At 59.3% G+C, this 15,984-nt stretch carries 17 protein-coding genes and 1 pseudogene; 10 read left to right on the forward strand and 8 right to left on the reverse strand.

What is annotated here, in order from left to right:
- Position 1 precedes the first annotated feature (1 nt).
- Positions 2-598: a septation protein A gene (locus ACYZTX_RS10110; protein WP_462033944.1), complete on the reverse strand. Its 597-nt coding sequence runs from the start codon at positions 596-598 to the stop codon at positions 2-4.
- 87 nt (positions 599-685) lie between these two features.
- Between ACYZTX_RS10110 and ACYZTX_RS10115 the strand changes: the two genes are divergently transcribed.
- The 6 genes from ACYZTX_RS10115 to rluB all read left to right on the forward strand — a co-directional run bounded on the left by ACYZTX_RS10115 (position 686) and on the right by rluB (position 5,780).
- Entirely contained in the window at positions 686-1,549 is an 864-nt protein-coding gene (locus ACYZTX_RS10115; protein ID WP_462033945.1) for a PHP domain-containing protein, read from the forward strand.
- 13 nt (positions 1,550-1,562) lie between these two features.
- Positions 1,563-2,192 (forward strand): L-threonylcarbamoyladenylate synthase, encoded by a 630-nt coding sequence (locus ACYZTX_RS10120; RefSeq protein WP_461973537.1) that lies wholly within the window; start codon positions 1,563-1,565, stop codon positions 2,190-2,192.
- A gap of 123 nt (positions 2,193-2,315) precedes the next feature.
- Positions 2,316-3,014 (forward strand): segregation and condensation protein A, encoded by a 699-nt coding sequence (locus ACYZTX_RS10125; RefSeq protein WP_462037013.1) that lies wholly within the window; start codon positions 2,316-2,318, stop codon positions 3,012-3,014.
- Positions 3,015-3,025: 11 nt separating this feature from the next.
- Positions 3,026-4,000 carry an SMC-Scp complex subunit ScpB gene (scpB, locus tag ACYZTX_RS10130; RefSeq protein WP_462033946.1) on the forward strand — a complete coding sequence of 325 codons (975 nt, stop codon included), beginning with the start codon at positions 3,026-3,028 and terminating at the stop codon, positions 3,998-4,000.
- A 145-nt stretch (positions 4,001-4,145) separates the two neighbouring features.
- Entirely contained in the window at positions 4,146-4,337 is a 192-nt protein-coding gene (locus ACYZTX_RS10135) for a DUF1289 domain-containing protein (RefSeq protein ID WP_462033947.1), read from the forward strand.
- Between the two features lie 156 nt (positions 4,338-4,493).
- Entirely contained in the window at positions 4,494-5,780 is a 1,287-nt protein-coding gene (gene rluB / locus ACYZTX_RS10140; RefSeq protein ID WP_462033948.1) for a 23S rRNA pseudouridine(2605) synthase RluB, read from the forward strand.
- Positions 5,781-5,846: 66 nt separating this feature from the next.
- Here the strand turns inward: rluB and ACYZTX_RS10145 are convergent.
- Positions 5,847-5,963, reverse strand: a pseudogene (locus tag ACYZTX_RS10145) (leucyl aminopeptidase); the annotation flags it as partial.
- Between the two features lie 590 nt (positions 5,964-6,553).
- On the opposite strand from ACYZTX_RS10145, the gene ACYZTX_RS10150 reads away from it, so the two are divergent.
- Together ACYZTX_RS10150 and arfB are read left to right on the forward strand one after the other, a co-directional pair.
- Entirely contained in the window at positions 6,554-7,966 is a 1,413-nt protein-coding gene (locus tag ACYZTX_RS10150; RefSeq protein WP_462033949.1) for an amino acid permease, read from the forward strand.
- A gap of 226 nt (positions 7,967-8,192) precedes the next feature.
- Positions 8,193-8,606 carry an alternative ribosome rescue aminoacyl-tRNA hydrolase ArfB gene (gene arfB / locus ACYZTX_RS10155; RefSeq protein WP_462033950.1) on the forward strand — a complete coding sequence of 138 codons (414 nt, stop codon included), beginning with the start codon at positions 8,193-8,195 and terminating at the stop codon, positions 8,604-8,606.
- On the opposite strand, the gene ACYZTX_RS10160 is transcribed toward arfB, so the two are convergent.
- From ACYZTX_RS10160 to phhA, 6 genes are all read right to left on the reverse strand, one after another.
- Positions 8,603-9,802, reverse strand: coding sequence for an MFS transporter (locus ACYZTX_RS10160; RefSeq protein ID WP_462033951.1), 1,200 nt, complete (start codon positions 9,800-9,802; stop codon positions 8,603-8,605). The genes arfB and ACYZTX_RS10160 overlap by 4 nt on opposite strands.
- Before the next feature lie 104 nt (positions 9,803-9,906).
- A complete protein-coding gene (locus ACYZTX_RS10165; RefSeq protein ID WP_462037014.1) occupies positions 9,907-10,089 on the reverse strand; it encodes a hypothetical protein in 183 nt (60 codons plus the stop codon).
- 76 nt (positions 10,090-10,165) lie between these two features.
- Entirely contained in the window at positions 10,166-10,297 is a 132-nt protein-coding gene (locus ACYZTX_RS10170) for a hypothetical protein (RefSeq protein ID WP_008156098.1), read from the reverse strand.
- Between the two features lie 258 nt (positions 10,298-10,555).
- Entirely contained in the window at positions 10,556-11,749 is a 1,194-nt protein-coding gene (locus tag ACYZTX_RS10175) for an amino acid aminotransferase (RefSeq protein ID WP_462033952.1), read from the reverse strand.
- The gene (locus ACYZTX_RS10180; RefSeq protein ID WP_462033953.1) at positions 11,749-12,105 is read right to left on the reverse strand and encodes a 4a-hydroxytetrahydrobiopterin dehydratase; all 357 of its coding nucleotides are present in this window, start codon (positions 12,103-12,105) and stop codon (positions 11,749-11,751) included. The genes ACYZTX_RS10175 and ACYZTX_RS10180 overlap by 1 nt, the downstream gene beginning before the upstream one ends.
- A gap of 103 nt (positions 12,106-12,208) precedes the next feature.
- Positions 12,209-13,000, reverse strand: coding sequence for a phenylalanine 4-monooxygenase (gene phhA, locus ACYZTX_RS10185; protein WP_462033954.1), 792 nt, complete (start codon positions 12,998-13,000; stop codon positions 12,209-12,211).
- Between the two features lie 280 nt (positions 13,001-13,280).
- Between phhA and ACYZTX_RS10190 the strand changes: the two genes are divergently transcribed.
- Together ACYZTX_RS10190 and ACYZTX_RS10195 are read left to right on the forward strand one after the other, a co-directional pair.
- A complete protein-coding gene (locus ACYZTX_RS10190; protein WP_201186392.1) occupies positions 13,281-14,846 on the forward strand; it encodes a sigma-54-dependent transcriptional regulator in 1,566 nt (521 codons plus the stop codon).
- 365 nt (positions 14,847-15,211) lie between these two features.
- On the forward strand, positions 15,212-15,952 hold the full coding sequence (locus ACYZTX_RS10195; protein ID WP_008146778.1) for a flagellar basal body rod protein FlgF: 741 nt from the start codon (positions 15,212-15,214) through the stop codon (positions 15,950-15,952).
- Positions 15,953-15,984: the final 32 nt, after the last annotated feature.

The following is a 15,984-nucleotide window of genomic DNA, read 5'->3' on the forward strand; positions in this document are numbered from 1 at the left end:
GTCAGTCCTCGGTTTTTGGCGTTGTGGTATCGGCGTCATGCAGGTGGCGGGATAGGTAGATGCCCTGGGCGACCAGGAACAGCAGCGTCATGCCCAGGCTGCCGAACACCTTGAAGTCGACCCAGTAGTTCTGGAAGGTGAACGCGACGAACAGGTTGGCGGCACCGCAGAACAGGAAAAAACCGATCCAGGCGATGTTCAGGCGGGTCCAGACCTGATCCGGCAGGGTCAGCGCGTGGCCCATGATGCGTTTGATCAACAGTTGATCGCCGACGAAGTGGCTGCCGATGAACCCAAGGGCGAACAGCCAGTTGACCACCGGGGCTTTCCATTTCAGGAAGGTCTCGCTGTGGAACGCCAGGGTCAGGCTACCGAAGACCAGGCAGGCGATGAGGGTCAGCCACTGGCTCTTCTCCAGCTTGCGCTGCTTGATGAACAGCGTGCCGTAAACCATCAGGGAGCTGATGATCAGCACTGCGGTGGCGCTGTAAATACCACCGACAGACAGTTGATAACCGCCGATGTCGACGACCCGTGGATCGATTTTGAATACGATGAAAAACAGTAGAAGCGGGATGAAGTCGATGAATTGTTTCACAGTGGCAGCCAGAAGCAGGATGTGGCGGCATAATAACAAACATATTGACGCGCGATAGCGTCAGCTGATTTGAGGTTACACAGTCCTGTGAATGTTGATTTGCACTGCCATAGCACGGCTTCCGATGGCGCCCTCGCGCCTGCGGTACTGGTTGCGCGTGCGTTCGAGAAAGGCGTGCGAGTCCTGGCCTTGACCGATCACGACACCCTTGAAGGCCTCGACGAGGCCCGTAGCGCCGCGACGGCGCTGGGGATGCAACTGGTCAATGGCGTCGAATTGTCCTGCACCTGGGGCGGGGCGACCATTCACGTTTTGGGCTACGGTTTCGACGTCAATGCGCCGCCGTTGGTCGAAGCCATCGCGAAATTGCACGATGGTCGCTGGCTACGGTCCGAAGAAATAAGCCGCAAGTTGGCGTTGAAAGGCATGCCGGGGGCGCTCGAGGGCGCCCGGGCCATTCAACAGGAGCTGGGCGACAGCGGTAACGCGCCGGCCCGTCCGCACTTCGCCGACTGGATGGTGCGTGAAGGTTTCGTCAAGGATCGCGCCGAAGCGTTCCGCAAATGGCTGGGTGCCGGCAAGCTGGGGGACGTCAAGCAACACTGGCCGACCCTGGAGGACACCGTCGAGACCCTGCGAGCCGCGAAGGCCTGGGTCAGCCTGGCGCATCCGTGGCACTACGATTTCACTCGCAGCAAACGTCGCCGCCTGATTGCCGACTATATTCAAGCAGGGGGCCACGCTATCGAAGTGGTCAATGGCCATCAGCCCGCCGAGCAAGTGGGCAGTCTGGCGATTCTAGCCCGCGAATTCGGTCTGCTGGTCAGCGCCGGCAGTGATTTTCATGGCCCTGGAGGCTGGTCCGAGATCGGCGAATACCGCCCGCTCCCGGAGGATCTGCCACCACTGTGGTGTCGATTCAAACATGACCCAAATATTGCCGTCGTCTGAGCAGGTAGAGAATGTGAGTCAATTTTTCCAGATTCATCCGGAAAACCCGCAAGCGCGCCTGATAAAACAGGCTGTCGAGATCATCCGCAACGGCGGGGTGGTGATTTACCCCACAGACTCGTCCTACGCCATTGGTTGCCAGATCGGCGACAAGAACGCCGTGGAGCGCGTGCGCCGGTTGAGACAGCTGGACGAAAAGCACAACTTCGCGCTGATTTGCAGCGACCTGTCGCAACTGGGGCTGTTTGCCAAGATCGACACCGGTACCTTCCGCCTGCTTAAAGCTCACCTGCCGGGGCCTTACACCTTCATTCTCAACGCCACCCGCGAAGTCCCGCGGCTGTTGTTGCATCCGAAAAAACGCACCATCGGCCTGCGCGTGCCAAGCCATCCGATTGCCTTGGCGCTGCTGGAGGAACTCGGCGAGCCGTTGATGAGCGTGACCCTGATCATGCCCGGCGACACCGATCCGATGAGCGATCCTTACGAAATGCGTCAATTGCTCGAGCATCAGGTCGAGCTGATCATCGACGGCGGTTTCGGAGGGATCAAGGCGTCCACCGTGATCAACCTCGCCGACGGCGAGCCCGAAGTGATCCGTGTCGGTTGCGGCGACCCTACGCCGTTCATGGCCGAGGCGTAGATGTCTGCAGTTGAACCCGTTGTCGACAGTCAGGCCGGAGCCCAGCAAGAGCTGCCCTTCGCCATGGTTTATGGCCAGGCGGTCATGGAAATGCCGTTGGACCTGTACATTCCGCCGGACGCATTGGAAGTCTTCCTTGAAGCGTTCGAAGGTCCCCTGGACCTGCTGCTGTACCTGATCCGCAAACAGAACATCAATATTCTCGACATTCCGGTGGCGGAAATCACCCGGCAATACATGGGCTATGTCGAGTTGATGCAGACGGTGCGCCTGGAGTTGGCCGCCGAGTATCTGGTCATGGCCGCGATGCTGGCCGAGATCAAATCGCGGATGCTGCTGCCGCGTGCTGAAACGATCGAGGCCGAAGAAGATGACCCTCGCGCCGAACTGATCCGCCGCTTGCAAGAGTACGAACGCTTCAAGGCCGCTGCCGAAGGCATCGACGGCCTGAGCCGCGTGGGCCGGGATGTGGTCGTACCCAAGCTCGACGCGCCGCAAGCCCTGGCGCGCAAGCTGTTGCCGGACGTGCGTCTGTCAGAGCTGCTGCTGTCCATGGCCGAGGTGCTGCGCCGTGGTGACATGTTCGAAAGCCACCAGGTCAGCCGCGAGGCGCTGTCCACGCGCGAACGCATGAGCGATGTGCTGGAACGGCTCAAGGGCGGTGGTTTCGTGCCGTTTGTCGAGCTGTTCACCGCTGAAGAAGGGCGTCTGGGGGTGGTGGTGACCTTTATGGCGATCCTCGAACTGGTCAAGGAATCCTTGGTCGAGCTGGTGCAGAATGAGCCGTTCGCGGCGATCCATGTCCGGGCCCGAGCCGAATAACGAGTTGAATCATGAACCTGACTGAACCCCGCGAGCTGGCGCCACTGCTTGAAGCCTTTCTGTTGGCCTCGGGAAAACCGCAATCGCTTGAACGCCTGTTCGAACTCTTCGAAGAGGGCGAGCGGCCGGAGCCGCCCGTCTTCAAGAAAGCCCTGACGATTCTTGCCAAGTCCTGCGACGGCCGCGCCTTCGAGCTGAAGGAAGTGGCCTCCGGGTATCGCTTGCAGATCCGCGAAAAATTCTCGCCGTGGGTAGGACGATTGTGGGAAGAACGCCCGCAGCGTTATTCCCGCGCCATGCTCGAAACCATCGCCCTGATTGCCTATCGCCAGCCGATCACCCGGGGCGAAATCGAAGACGTGCGGGGCGTGGCGGTCAATAGTCACATCGTCAAAACCTTGCTGGAGCGCGAGTGGATCCGCATCGTCGGTTACCGCGACGTGCCGGGTAAGCCGGCGATGTTCGCGACCACCAAGGCCTTTCTCGATCACTTCAACCTGAAAAACCTCGACGATTTGCCTCCGCTGGCTGAATTGCGCGAGCTTGAACCTGATCCGGTGCTCGATTTCGACGACGCGCCGGTGCCTGCCAGTCTGCAAGCGTTGGCCGACGCCAGTGCCGAGCCGGAAGAGCCGAAGGAAGAAACCAGTTTCCACACCCTGTTGCTGGAACTGGACACCATGGAGGAGGGGCTCAAGACCGACTTCGACGATCTGTTGCGCGATGAAGCGGTGACTGAGACTGAAGAAGGCCTGGATCAGCCTGAGCCTGAAATTGAAGTTGAACTTCAGGTAGAACCCGAAGCCACAGTCGAAGAAGAGCAGGAAGACGATGTGATCGGTGTTGCCGAAGCCCGGGAGAAACTCCTGGCCGCCGTCGCCGCCCTTGAACAACACAAGCCCGAACCTGAACTGAGCGACGAAGAAGCCGAAGCCCGCGCCCTCGCCGAAGCGATCGAAGCCGAACGCCGGGAATTCGACGACTGACCCCATTATGCAGGTTACTGAGATCCCCTGTGGGAGCGAGCCTGCGCGCGATAGCGGTGGGTCAGGTAACAATGATGTTGACTGACACTCCCTCTTCGCGAGCAGGCTCGCTCCCACAGTTATTCTGTGTGGCCTGGAGTATTTGATGGGCTCAACCAAAGACCCGTGCATCAGCGTCTGCAAATTCACCGACGACATCTGCCTCGGCTGTGGCCGCAGCAAGCGGGAGATCAAGGCGTGGAAGAAGCTTGATAAGGTCGACAAGCGCACGGTACTCGCCGAAGCGTCGCTCAGGCTGATCAAACTCGGCGCCACCGGTCGGCGGAAAACCAAGTAAGTCTCCATCGATCAGCTAGTCTCTGATGCGCGAACGCTCCCATGAGCGTATGATTCGCGACCCTTCGGCGATCCCTTTGCCCAAGTACAAGTTTTACATCGCTTCAGGACGCTCAATTCAGGGCTGCCTGAACAGACCACACCGGGAGGTGCCCAGATGAGTATCAAAGACCAGAAAGACGACCAGGAAATCGGCCCAGCAGGCGAAAAACTGCAGAAAGTCCTCGCCCGTATCGGCGTCGGCTCGCGCCGTGACGTAGAAGCCTGGATCAGTCACGGCCGCATCAAGGTCAATGGCAAAGACGCCACCCTTGGCCTGCGTGTCGACCTGCATGACGCCATCACCATTGATGGCAAGGTGATCAAGCGCGAAGAAGCCGCCGAGTCGGTACGCCGCGTGATCATGTACAACAAACCCGACGGCGAAATCTGCACCCGCCTTGACCCTGAAGGCCGTCCGACCGTTTTCGACAAGATGCCGCGCCCGAAAGAAGGTCGCTGGATCAACATTGGCCGTCTGGACATCAACACCACCGGTCTGCTGATGTTCACCACCGATGGTGAGCTGGCCAACCGCCTGATGCACCCTTCCTATGAAATGGACCGTGAATACGCAGTACGTGTGCGTGGCGAAGTCGATGACGAGATGATCGAGCGTCTGAAGGCAGGCGTCGTCCTCGAAGACGGCCCGGCCAAGTTCACCGACATCAAGCAGGCGCCAGGTGGCGAAGGTTTCAACCACTGGTACCACTGCGTGGTGATGGAAGGTCGTAACCGCGAAGTCCGCCGTCTGTGGGAATCCCAGGGCTTGGTGGTCAGCCGTCTGAAGCGCGTGCGTTTCGGTCCGGTGTTCCTCAACTCCGACCTGCCGATGGGTCGCTGGCGCGAAATGAGCCAGTACGAAGTCGACATTCTGAGTGCTGAAGTGGGCCTGACGCCTGTGGCCATGCCGCAGATGAACGCCAAGAGCAAAGACAAGCTCGATCGCATGCAGCGTAAATCGTCGCGTCCAATGGGCAAGACCGATCGCGTGCGTTCGTTGCGTCCAGCCATCGGTAACCAGACCGCTGCTACACCGCGTGACTCCCGTGAACCGCAAATCGAAGGCGAGCGCCCCGCCCGCAAGCCAGCAGCACCTCGTGCTGACGGCGAGCGCGGTCCACGCACGCCGCGTCCGGCCAACGGTCGCACCGAGCGCGGCGAAGGCCGTGGTGCGCCAAGCGGCGGTCGTAGCGATCGCGGTGCTCCAGCTGGTCGTGGAGAATCGGGTCGCGGTACGCCAGTGGCAGACCGTCCTTCTGATACCAAGCGCCCGGCCAAGCCAGCGCCGAAGAAGCGCCCAGGCATCGTTCTGGTCGACAGGGACGCGCCATCGGGCAAACGCCGTGGTGCGCCAGCCGGTTCGGGACAGCGTCCGGGTTTCGGTCGTCGCAAGCCTGAGTAATCGGTAAGCACTGCATAAAAAAACGCCAACCTTCGGGTTGGCGTTTTTTTTGGTCTGGCCGATCGTTTAAAACATAAACCGTCCATCAAACACCGGCTCATCATCCAGCGCCAACACCCCACTGGGGAAGATAAGGTTCAGATGATGGCTGCCCTTGGCGCCACCTCCAAAATCCCTTTGCAGTCAGCCTGCATCCATATCTGATTCGGAAAATTTACGTTACGGCATGTAAAGAATTGCTGACGAAATCAAGCCTTAACACCCTTGGTTTGGCGATTGTGGAATGGTTGTAAGGAAAACCTTCCGCCCCAGAGCTATTTAACCCCGATCCAAGGCTCTGGTCCGCTTGTTTCAGACTCGGTTGAAGGGTGAGATGCGCCCCATGCCTGTCGTGCAGGTGCATAACAAGAAGGAGGCGCAATGAACGCCGTAACTCATCTCCACTTCTCCACGTGGGGCGATTTCTCCATCGCCCCCATCGAAGACCTGCGAAGGTCTGACTCCATTTTTGCAGTCGCCCGAGGCACTCGAGGCGGACACAGGCAATCCCGGCAAACGACACGCTGATCCAGTGGTGTCTGGCAGCAGGGGGTTACAGGTGTACAATGCGCCGCGTTTTAACTGTGACCTCCTGCGCATCTGCGCAAACCTCAAGGCTATCCGCCTTGTTCACTCCGCCGCGTCACGAGCGTGTCGGGTTCGATTTCGTCACAGATAAAAACAAACAGGTGACGCATGACCGTTGTAAATACGCTGAACGTGAGAGCCTTTTCATGAGTGGACAAAACTCGCATTCAGGCGAGCTGAAACGCGGCCTGAAAAATCGCCATATTCAACTGATCGCCCTCGGTGGCGCGATCGGTACCGGGCTGTTCCTCGGCTCGGCCGGTGTCCTGAAATCCGCCGGTCCGTCGATGATCCTCGGCTATGCCATCTGTGGCTTCATTGCTTTCATGATCATGCGCCAGCTCGGCGAAATGATCGTCGAAGAGCCGGTGGCCGGTTCCTTCAGCCACTTCGCCCATAAATACTGGGGCGGTTTCGCCGGCTTCCTGTCGGGCTGGAACTGCTGGATTCTGTACATTCTGGTGGGCATGTCGGAGCTGACCGCAGTCGGCAAATACATCCACTATTGGGCGCCGGACATTCCGACCTGGGTCTCGGCAGCCGGATTTTTCGTCCTGATCAACCTGATCAACCTGGCCAACGTCAAAGTCTTTGGCGAGGCCGAGTTCTGGTTCGCGATCATCAAGGTCGTGGCGATCGTCGGCATGATTGCGCTGGGCAGCTACCTGCTGGTCAGCGGAAATGGCGGCCCGCAAGCCTCGGTGACCAACCTGTGGGCCCACGGCGGCTTCTTCCCGCATGGCGTCAGCGGTCTGGTGATGGCCATGGCGATCATCATGTTCTCCTTCGGCGGCCTGGAAATGCTCGGTTTCACCGCAGCAGAAGCCGACAAGCCGAAAACCGTGATCCCGAAAGCCATTAACCAGGTGATCTACCGGATCCTGATTTTCTACATCGGTGCGCTGGTCATCCTGCTGTCGCTGACGCCATGGGACAGCCTGTTAGCTACCTTGAATGCGTCGGGCGATTCCTACAGCGGCAGCCCGTTCGTGCAAGTGTTCTCGATGCTTGGCAGCGACACCGCCGCGCACATCCTCAACTTTGTGGTCCTGACCGCGGCGCTGTCGGTGTACAACAGCGGCACCTACTGCAACAGTCGCATGCTGCTGGGCATGGCCGAGCAGGGCGATGCGCCGAAAGGCTTGGCGAAGATCGACAAGCGCGGCGTGCCGGTGCGTTCGATCCTTGCTTCGGCAGCCGTGACGCTGATCGCGGTGTTGTTGAACTACCTGATACCGCAAAACGCGCTGGAACTGTTGATGTCGCTGGTCGTGGCTACCCTGGTGATCAACTGGGCAATGATCAGCTTCTCGCACTTCAAGTTCCGCCAGCACATGAACAAAACCAAACAGACGCCGCTGTTCAAGGCGCTGTGGTACCCGTACGGGAACTACATCTGCATGGCGTTCGTGGTGTTCATTCTCGGCGTGATGTTGCTGATCCCGGGCATCCAGATCTCGGTGTATGCGATTCCGGTGTGGGTTGCGTTCATGTGGGTTTGCTATGGCATCAAGAATAAGCGCAGTGCCCAACACGCGCTGCAGGCTGCTGTGAAATAACGCAGCACGCAGAAACAACAAACCCGGCCATGTGCCGGGTTTGTTGTTTTCAGGGTTCATGCAAAACCCCGGTGGGAGCGAGCCTGCTCGCGAAAGCGGTGTACCAGTCGACATCCACCTCACCTGACACACCGCTTTCGCGAGCAGGCTCGCTCCCACATTGGTCCGCATCTACCTTCAGGCTATTCGGGTATCCTGATGAACCCCAAATGCGGACCCCTTTTCCATGCTGGTGATTTCCAACAACGTGCATCTCCCGGATGCCGAGATCGAGTTGACCGCCATCCGTGCCCAGGGCGCGGGGGGGCAGAACGTCAACAAGGTCTCCAGCGCCATGCACTTGCGCTTCGACATTCCGGCCTCGTCCTTGCCTGATTTCTACAAGGAACGGTTGCTGGCGCTGCGGGACAGTCGCATCACCAGCGAAGGGGTGTTGATCATAAAGGCCCAGCAGTACCGCACGCAGGAAGCCAATCGCGCCGATGCGCTGGAGAGGCTGACCGAGTTGATCCTCAGCGCCACCAAGGTCGAAAAGAAACGCCGCCCGACCAAACCGACCCTCGGTTCGAAAAAGCGCCGACTCGAATCCAAGACCAAGCGCGGCAGCATCAAGGCTGGACGCGGTAAGGTCGACTTCTAACGCGCGTCTCTTTCTTCGCGATACTTCGGCGCTTGCCGGTACAAGTAAACACTCAGTGCCAGACCGCTCAACGCGGCGAGTGCAGCGAACAGGAAGATTGAGGCAAAGCCGAAACCGGCCGCCACCGCACCCGCCACCGGCCCGGTGATCCCCAGCGACAAGTCGATGAACAGCGAATAAGCGCCGACAGCCGCACCACGGCTGGAGGCCGGCACCAGATTGACCGCTTCCACCCCAAGCGCGGGGAACACCAGCGAGAAGCCGAACCCGCTCAGCGCCGCACCGGCCAGTGCCCAATGGGCATCCGGTGCGAGCCACAGCAGCAGCAAGCCGAGGGTTTCCACCGACAGGCAGGCAATCGCCACGCGAAAGCCGCCGAGGCGGTTGATCAGGTTGCCGAACACCAGCCGGGCACCAATGAAACTGGCACCGAACAAGCTCAAGCAGAGCACCGCGTTGGACCAATGCTGAGTCGCGTAATAAAGGGTGATGAAGGTGGCGATGGTGCCGAAGCCGATCGAGCCCAGCGCCAGACCGCAACCATGTGGCAGCACTCGCCCCAGCACATGCATGAACGGCAAACGTTCCCCGACAACGATCGGCGCGGCGGTTTTCGGCCAGGCCAGCACCAGGCCGAGGACGGCCAGCAGCACGATGCTCACGCCCATGCTCCACAAACCTAATTCACCGACCAGCCACACCCCCAGCGGGGCACCGATGGCGATGGCGCCATAACTGGCGATGCCGTTCCAGGAAATGACCTTGGCGGTGTTCGCCGCGCCGACCCGGCCAATGCCCCAACCGATCGAACCCGAACCCACCAGGCTTTCCGCGCTGCCGAGCACTAATCGGCCGATCAACAGGCTGATCAGGCTGAACATCGGCAGGCTCTGGGTCCAGGCCGAAATCAGCATGAACACACCGCTCAAGCCGCAGCCGGCGAGGCCGTACATCACGGCGAGTTTGCTGCCCTTGTTGTCGATGATTTTCCCGGCATAAGGACGGCTGAGCAGGGTGGCCAGGTATTGCACGCTGATCACCAGGCCGGCGATCACCGCGCCGAAGCCCAGATCGCTGTGGACGTAGCCCGGCAACACGGCCAGGGGAATGCCGATATTCAGGTAGCCGATGAAGGTGAACAGGACGATGGAAACGACTTGCAGCGTGACCGCCAGGGGGCGCTGGTTTTCAGACATGGGTAAAAGGTCCACGGGGAAGCAGGATAGATAGGCTGCTTATGATAGCGGCGCGAGCGGCCGCGGGTCGTGGAAAAGTAAAACTATTTGCCGGGTGGCGTGAATCAGCGTTTGGCGGGAGCGACCAGGTGCGTTGTGACCAGGGCGGCCAAGGCGTTTTCTTCGCTGCCGAAACGGGCCAGGAGGGCGGCTTGTTTCTCGGGGGACAGGCGATTCCAGATCTCGATCATCTTCTCGGTGGTGCCGATCAGTACGCTGGCATGGGTGTCGCTGAATTCGTCGGTCATGGTGTGGAACTCGAGGTTCAGGCGGTGTGGAAAGCGCATGTTAGCGCTTTCCACACGGTCTGGCATTGCAGGTGAATCAGTCTTCGCTGTCGGCCTTGCGGCGTTCAGTAGCTTCTTTCGGCTCGGGCTGTTGGGCACCGGCTTGTTGCGTGGGCGTCTGCTCAGTTTCGTGCAGGCTTGGGAAGGGGAGATTAGGGATCTCGTGCATTTCGCGCTCCTCGCAAAGTCTGTTGATAGATCTGGTAGATCCGCGCTTTAAAAAAGCCTGGGAAGGATACAGCAGGAGAAATGACAAATAGAGTTTTATATCCATTTGTTGCGACGGATGGGATTGTCTAGACAGGTCGGTAGTAGTCACGCAGAACAAATAATGTGGGAGCGGGCTTGCTCGCGAAGAGGGGGTGTCAGTCGATATTTATGTCGCCTGACACACCGCTTTCGCGAGCAAGCCCGCTCCCACAAGGGTTTATTTACAGACTTCAGCGATGGCTTCGGCCAGTAAATCCAGACGCGTTGCATCTATCCCGGCCACGTTGGCCCGGCCTGAATTGACCATGTAAACACTGTGATGATCGCGCAGTTGTTTCACTTGGTCCGGCGTTAACCCGGTGTAGGAAAACATCCCGCGCTGCACGCCGATGTGCGCAAAGCGATCGCGCAAACCATGCGGTTCAAGCGCTTCAACCAAACCGCTGCGCAGTTGGGCGATGCGCAAACGCATGGTTTCCACTTCGTCAGCCCAGAGGCTTTTCAGCTCTGGATCGCCGAGGATGGTCGCCACCACAGCAGCGCCATGATCCGGCGGTGTCGACCACAGGTTACGGGCGATGTTGGCCAGTTGACTGCGGACATCCACCAGTTTGTCAGCGGTTTTCGCGCAGACAATCAGCGCACCCGTGCGATCGCGGTACAGGCCGAAATTCTTCGAGCAAGAACTGGTGATCAGCACTTCCGGCAACGCGGCGGCGAACAACCTGGTCGACCAGGCGTCCTGTTCCAAGCCGTCGCCGAACCCCTGATAAGCGAAGTCGATCAACGGCACCAGATCGCGACTGCGCACCACGTCCAGCACCCGGCGCCAGTCGTCATGGGAAAGATCGAAACCGGTCGGGTTGTGGCAGCAGGCGTGCAGCAGCACCACATCGCCCTTCGGCGCTTCTTCAAGTACCGCGAGCATCGCTTCGACGTCGAGGCGGTTATCGCTGCCAACGTACGGGTAATGACTGACCTTGATCCCGGCCTTGGCGAAGATCGATTCGTGGATCGGCCAGGTCGGGTTGCTCAGCCACACGCCACGGCCTGGCAAACATTGGGCGATAAAGTCTGCGCTCAGACGCAACGCGCCAGTACCGCCCGGGGTCTGAGTCGCGCCGGCCCGTTGTTCGGCGATCAGTGGGGAATCGGCGCCAAGCACTAGCTCATTGATAGCCTTGCCGAACGCCGGTTCGCCGTGGCCACCGATGTAGGTTTTGGTGGTCTGACGATCCACCAGGCGCTGCTCGGCGAGCTTCACGGACTGGGGAATTGGCGTCAGGCCCTGGGCATCTTTATAGACGCCCACGCCGAGGTCGAATTTGCGCGGGTTGGGGTCCTGCGCATAGGCCTCCATCAGGCCGAGAATCGGGTCGCCGGGTACTCGACCTATGGCGTCGAAATGCATTATTTGCGGCCCTCGGCGTCCTTGGCCACTTCGTCAGTGCGCGCGGCCATGATGAAGTCGTTGCGGTGCAGGCCTTTGATCGAGTGGCTCCACCAGGTCACGGTGACTTTGCCCCACTCGGTCAGCAGGCCTGGGTGGTGACCTTCGGCCTCGGAGATTTCACCGACGGCGTTGGTGAACGCCAGCGCGTGCTTGAAGTTCTTGAACAGGAAAATTTTTTCCAGCTGCATCACGCTGTCGCGCACTTCAATGTTCCAGTCCGGGATCTGCTTGATCAGGATCGGCAGTTCTTCGTCGCTGACCTGAGGAGCGCCGGCTTGGCAGGCTTCGCAGTGGGCTTGGTTCAATGTGGACATGATGGGTTCCTGAAATCGAATGATTGGAATTCGGCCGTCAATTCACCACGCTAAACCAAAGCGTCGGTTCCTGACAGACTCACTTGATCGTAAAAGTCGCGGATCACGCAGCTTTTGGTTTTGGCGGAAACTTTGGTGCGCGCAAACCCAACTGCATGCCTTGCTTGACCATACCCATGATGTCTTCGTGGGCGAGGTCGAACAGGCGCTTGAGGTTCGGCAGGGCAAAATACAGCGGTTGCAGGATGTCGATGCGGTATGGCGTGCGCATGCATTCCAGCGGATCGAAGGCCTGATGCTCAGGTTCGTCCGACAGGCAGTAAACGGTTTCTTTTGGCGAGGAGAGAATGCCGCCGCCGTAGATGCGCAGGCCTTCTGGCGTGTTGACCAGACCGAACTCGATGGTCATCCAGTACAGACGCGCCAGGTACACACGTTCTTCCTTGGAAGCCTGTAGGCCAAGTTTGCCGTAGGTGTGGGTAAATTCGGCGAACCAAGGGTTGGTCAGCAGCGGACAGTGGCCAAAAATCTCGTGGAAAATGTCCGGTTCTTGCAGGTAATCCAGCTCTTCGCGGGTACGAATAAACGTCGCTACCGGGAACTGCTTGTTGGCGAGCAATTCGAAAAAGGTCTGGAAGGGGATCAGTGCGGGTACCCGGGCAACCTGCCACCCGGTGGTTTCACCGAGGACTTTGTTGATTTCACCGAGTTGCGGAATGCGGTCGTGGGGCAGACCGAGTTTTTCGATACCGTCCAGGTATTCCTGGCACGCACGCCCTTCGATCACTTTCAGTTGGCGAGTAATCAGCGTGTTCCACACCGCGTGTTCTTCGGCGGGGTAGTCGATAAAACCTTGCGCATCGGGCTCGCGAGCCACGTATTGCGTCTGCTTCATGCTGCTCTCCTGCTAGGGGATATCGTTCTTGTTATGTCCTGCTATGGACTTAGAAATACTCCATGGTGTGCGGCGTTGCAGCAGGTGATTGGCATCGCGTGTAGGAGAATTCGTCAATTTTTGTAAAGTATTCGTTACGGATTGTCGCTTGTCGCGCAGTTATTGAGATTCCAGGGTTTGAAACAGCGCACAGGTGTCACATAATCTTGACGACTAAGTTGGCGCCTGCGCAGAAAATTCCTCGCTCGGGCCCTCGATCACTCCTGTTTCGGGCCTTTATATGCGTATCAAAGTCCACTGCCAGAACCGCATCGGCATTCTGCGCGACATTCTCAACCTGTTGGTCGAGTACGGGATCAACGTCGCACGCGGCGAGGTCGGCGGTGAGCATGGCAATGCCATCTACCTGCATTGCCCGAACCTGATCAATATTCAGTTCCAGGCGTTGCGTCCGAAATTTGAATCGATTGCCGGGGTTTTTGGCGTCAAGCGTGTAGGTCTGATGCCTAGCGAGCGTCGACACATGGAGCTCAATGCCTTGCTCGGCGCCCTGGAGTTTCCGGTGCTGTCGATCGACATGGGCGGCTCAATCGTCGCGGCCAACCGCGCAGCGGCGCAGTTGCTCGGGGTGCGGGTGGATGAGGTCCCGGGGATTCCGCTGTCGCGTTATGCCGAAGATTTCGACTTGCCGGAACTGGTGCGAGCCAACAAGTCGCGGATCAACGGCTTGCGGGTGAAGGTCAAGGGTGACGTGTTTCTTGCCGACATCGCGCCACTGCAATCGGAGCATGACGACAGCGAAGCCATGGCCGGCGCGGTACTCACGCTGCACCGCGCCGACCGGGTCGGTGAACGCATCTATAACGTGCGCAAGCAGGAGCTGCGCGGGTTCGACAGCATCTTCCAGAGTTCGAAAGTGATGGCCGCCGTGGTGCGCGAAGCCCGGCGCATGGCGCCACTGGATGCGCCGCTATTGATAGAAGGCGAAACCGGTACCGGTAAAGAGTTGCTGGCGCGAGCCTGCCACCTGGCGAGTCCGCGGGGGCAGTCACCGTTGATGGCGCTCAACTGCGCCGGTCTGCCGGAATCGATGGCTGAGACGGAGTTGTTCGGCTATGGCCCCGGTGCTTTCGAAGGGGCGCGGGCAGAAGGCAAGCTCGGGCTGCTGGAATTGACGGCGGGCGGTACGCTGTTTCTCGATGGCGTCGGGGAAATGAGCCCGCGTTTGCAGGTGAAATTGCTGCGATTCCTGCAGGACGGTTGCTTCCGTCGTGTGGGCAGCGATGAAGAGGTTTATCTGGATGTGCGGGTGATCTGTGCGACTCAGGTCGACCTGTCCGAGTTGTGCGCGCGCGGTGAGTTTCGCCAGGACTTGTATCACCGCTTGAACGTACTTTCGCTGCACATCCCGCCACTGCGCGAATGCCTCGATGGTCTGACGCCGCTGGTGGAGCACTTCCTCGATCAGGCCAGTCGCCAGATCGGTTGCCCGCTGCCAAAACTGGCGCCTGCGGCGATGGAGCGGCTCAGTCACTACCATTGGCCAGGCAATGTTCGGCAATTGGAGAATGTGTTGTTCCAGGCGGTTTCGTTGTGCGAGGGCGGGACGGTCAAGGCTGAGCATATTCGTCTGCCGGATTACGGCGTGCGTCAGCCACTTGGCGATTTCTCGCTCGAGGGCGGGTTGGACGAGATTGTCGGGCGTTTCGAGAAAGCGGTGCTTGAGCGCTTGTATTCGGAGCATCCGAGCAGTCGCCAACTGGGTAAGCGCCTCGGTGTTTCCCACACCACCATTGCCAATAAGTTGCGTGAGTATGAAGTCGGTAAAGAACCCGGAAACACATAGGTCCCTGTAGCAGCTGCCGAGCCCGCGAGGCTGCGTTCGGCTGCGAAGCAGTCGTAAACCTATGCATGTGGTTTACCTGAAGGATTGCGGTGCCTGAATTCACGACTGCTTCGCAGCCGAACGCAGCCTCGCAGGCTCGGCAGCTGCTACAAGGACGGCGTTGAGCCGAAGAGGTCGACACTTGCCGTAAGCGGCATTACACCGCCGGTTTTTCGTCTTTGACACAATCCCTGATTCCCCTCTAAACCCCTCAAGTCCTTTGTTTGCCGGGCCCCGCGCCGCCAGAAAAAAGTTGGTCTGCAAATTGCTTATGGCTCAGCAGTACAGCAGTGGGCGGCAAACGTCCGGCATGCAGAGGAAAGAGTGTGGACAAGTACCTTTATGTGGCAATGACCGGCGCCAGCCAGAATGCACTGGCGCAGAAGGCTCATGCGAACAACCTGGCGAACATCTCCACCAACGGTTTCCAGAAAGACCTGGAGCAGGCGCGTTCGATGCCGGTGTTCGGTGACAGCTTTCCGGCGCGTGCGTTTGCCTTGTCCGAGCGTCCGGCCACCGACTTCTCCCCTGGCGCGCTGGTGGAAACCGGTCGTGACCTCGATGTCGCCGTGCAAGGCAACGGTTGGATCGCCGTGCAGAACCCTGACGGCGGCGAAAGCTACGTGCGCACCGGCAGCCTGAACGTTGACGCCCTGGGCGTGCTGCGGGCCGGCAACGGTATGCCGGTGATGGGCAATGGCGGGCCGATTGCCGTGCCGCCCGAGCAGCAAATCGAAGTGGGCGAGGACGGCACCATCAGCATTCGTGCGATGGGCGAAGGTCCTCGCGTGATGGCGGAAGTCGACCGAATCAAACTGGTCAACCCTGATTTCAAGAACATGACCAAAGGCCTGGACGGTTCGATCCACACCAAGGACGGCAAGCCGGCGCAAGCGGATGCCAACGTCAAGCTGGTGTCCGGTTTCCTTGAGTCGAGCAACGTCAACGCCGTGGAAGAGATGACCTCGGTGCTGGCCCTGGCCAAGCAGTTCGAACTGCACATCAAGATGATGAACACCGCCAAAGACGATGACCAGGCCATGGCTCGGGTCTTGCAGATCAGCTAATTATCAGAACGTCGCGCCGTAAAACAGGCGCA

Source organism: Pseudomonas sp. MDT1-17, assembly GCF_054898105.1.

What these genes read in the sequence shown, in the direction of transcription:
- ACYZTX_RS10180 (WP_462033953.1), bottom strand. Translation starts at nt 12,105, where the DNA reads ATGTCCACATTGAACCAAGCCCACTGCGAAGCCTGCCAAGCCGGCGCT.
- ACYZTX_RS10135 (WP_462033947.1), top strand. Translation starts at nt 4,146, where the DNA reads ATGGGCTCAACCAAAGACCCGTGCATCAGCGTCTGCAAATTCACCGAC.
- ACYZTX_RS10160 (WP_462033951.1), bottom strand. Translation starts at nt 9,802, where the DNA reads ATGTCTGAAAACCAGCGCCCCCTGGCGGTCACGCTGCAAGTCGTTTCC.
- ACYZTX_RS10150 (WP_462033949.1), top strand. Translation starts at nt 6,554, where the DNA reads ATGAGTGGACAAAACTCGCATTCAGGCGAGCTGAAACGCGGCCTGAAA.
- ACYZTX_RS10175 (WP_462033952.1), bottom strand. Translation starts at nt 11,749, where the DNA reads ATGCATTTCGACGCCATAGGTCGAGTACCCGGCGACCCGATTCTCGGC.
- phhA (WP_462033954.1), bottom strand. Translation starts at nt 13,000, where the DNA reads ATGAAGCAGACGCAATACGTGGCTCGCGAGCCCGATGCGCAAGGTTTT.
- scpB (WP_462033946.1), top strand. Translation starts at nt 3,026, where the DNA reads ATGAACCTGACTGAACCCCGCGAGCTGGCGCCACTGCTTGAAGCCTTT.
- arfB (WP_462033950.1), top strand. Translation starts at nt 8,193, where the DNA reads ATGCTGGTGATTTCCAACAACGTGCATCTCCCGGATGCCGAGATCGAG.
- rluB (WP_462033948.1), top strand. Translation starts at nt 4,494, where the DNA reads ATGAGTATCAAAGACCAGAAAGACGACCAGGAAATCGGCCCAGCAGGC.
- ACYZTX_RS10165 (WP_462037014.1), bottom strand. Translation starts at nt 10,089, where the DNA reads ATGACCGACGAATTCAGCGACACCCATGCCAGCGTACTGATCGGCACC.
- ACYZTX_RS10190 (WP_201186392.1), top strand. Translation starts at nt 13,281, where the DNA reads ATGCGTATCAAAGTCCACTGCCAGAACCGCATCGGCATTCTGCGCGAC.
- ACYZTX_RS10170 (WP_008156098.1), bottom strand. Translation starts at nt 10,297, where the DNA reads ATGCACGAGATCCCTAATCTCCCCTTCCCAAGCCTGCACGAAACTGAG.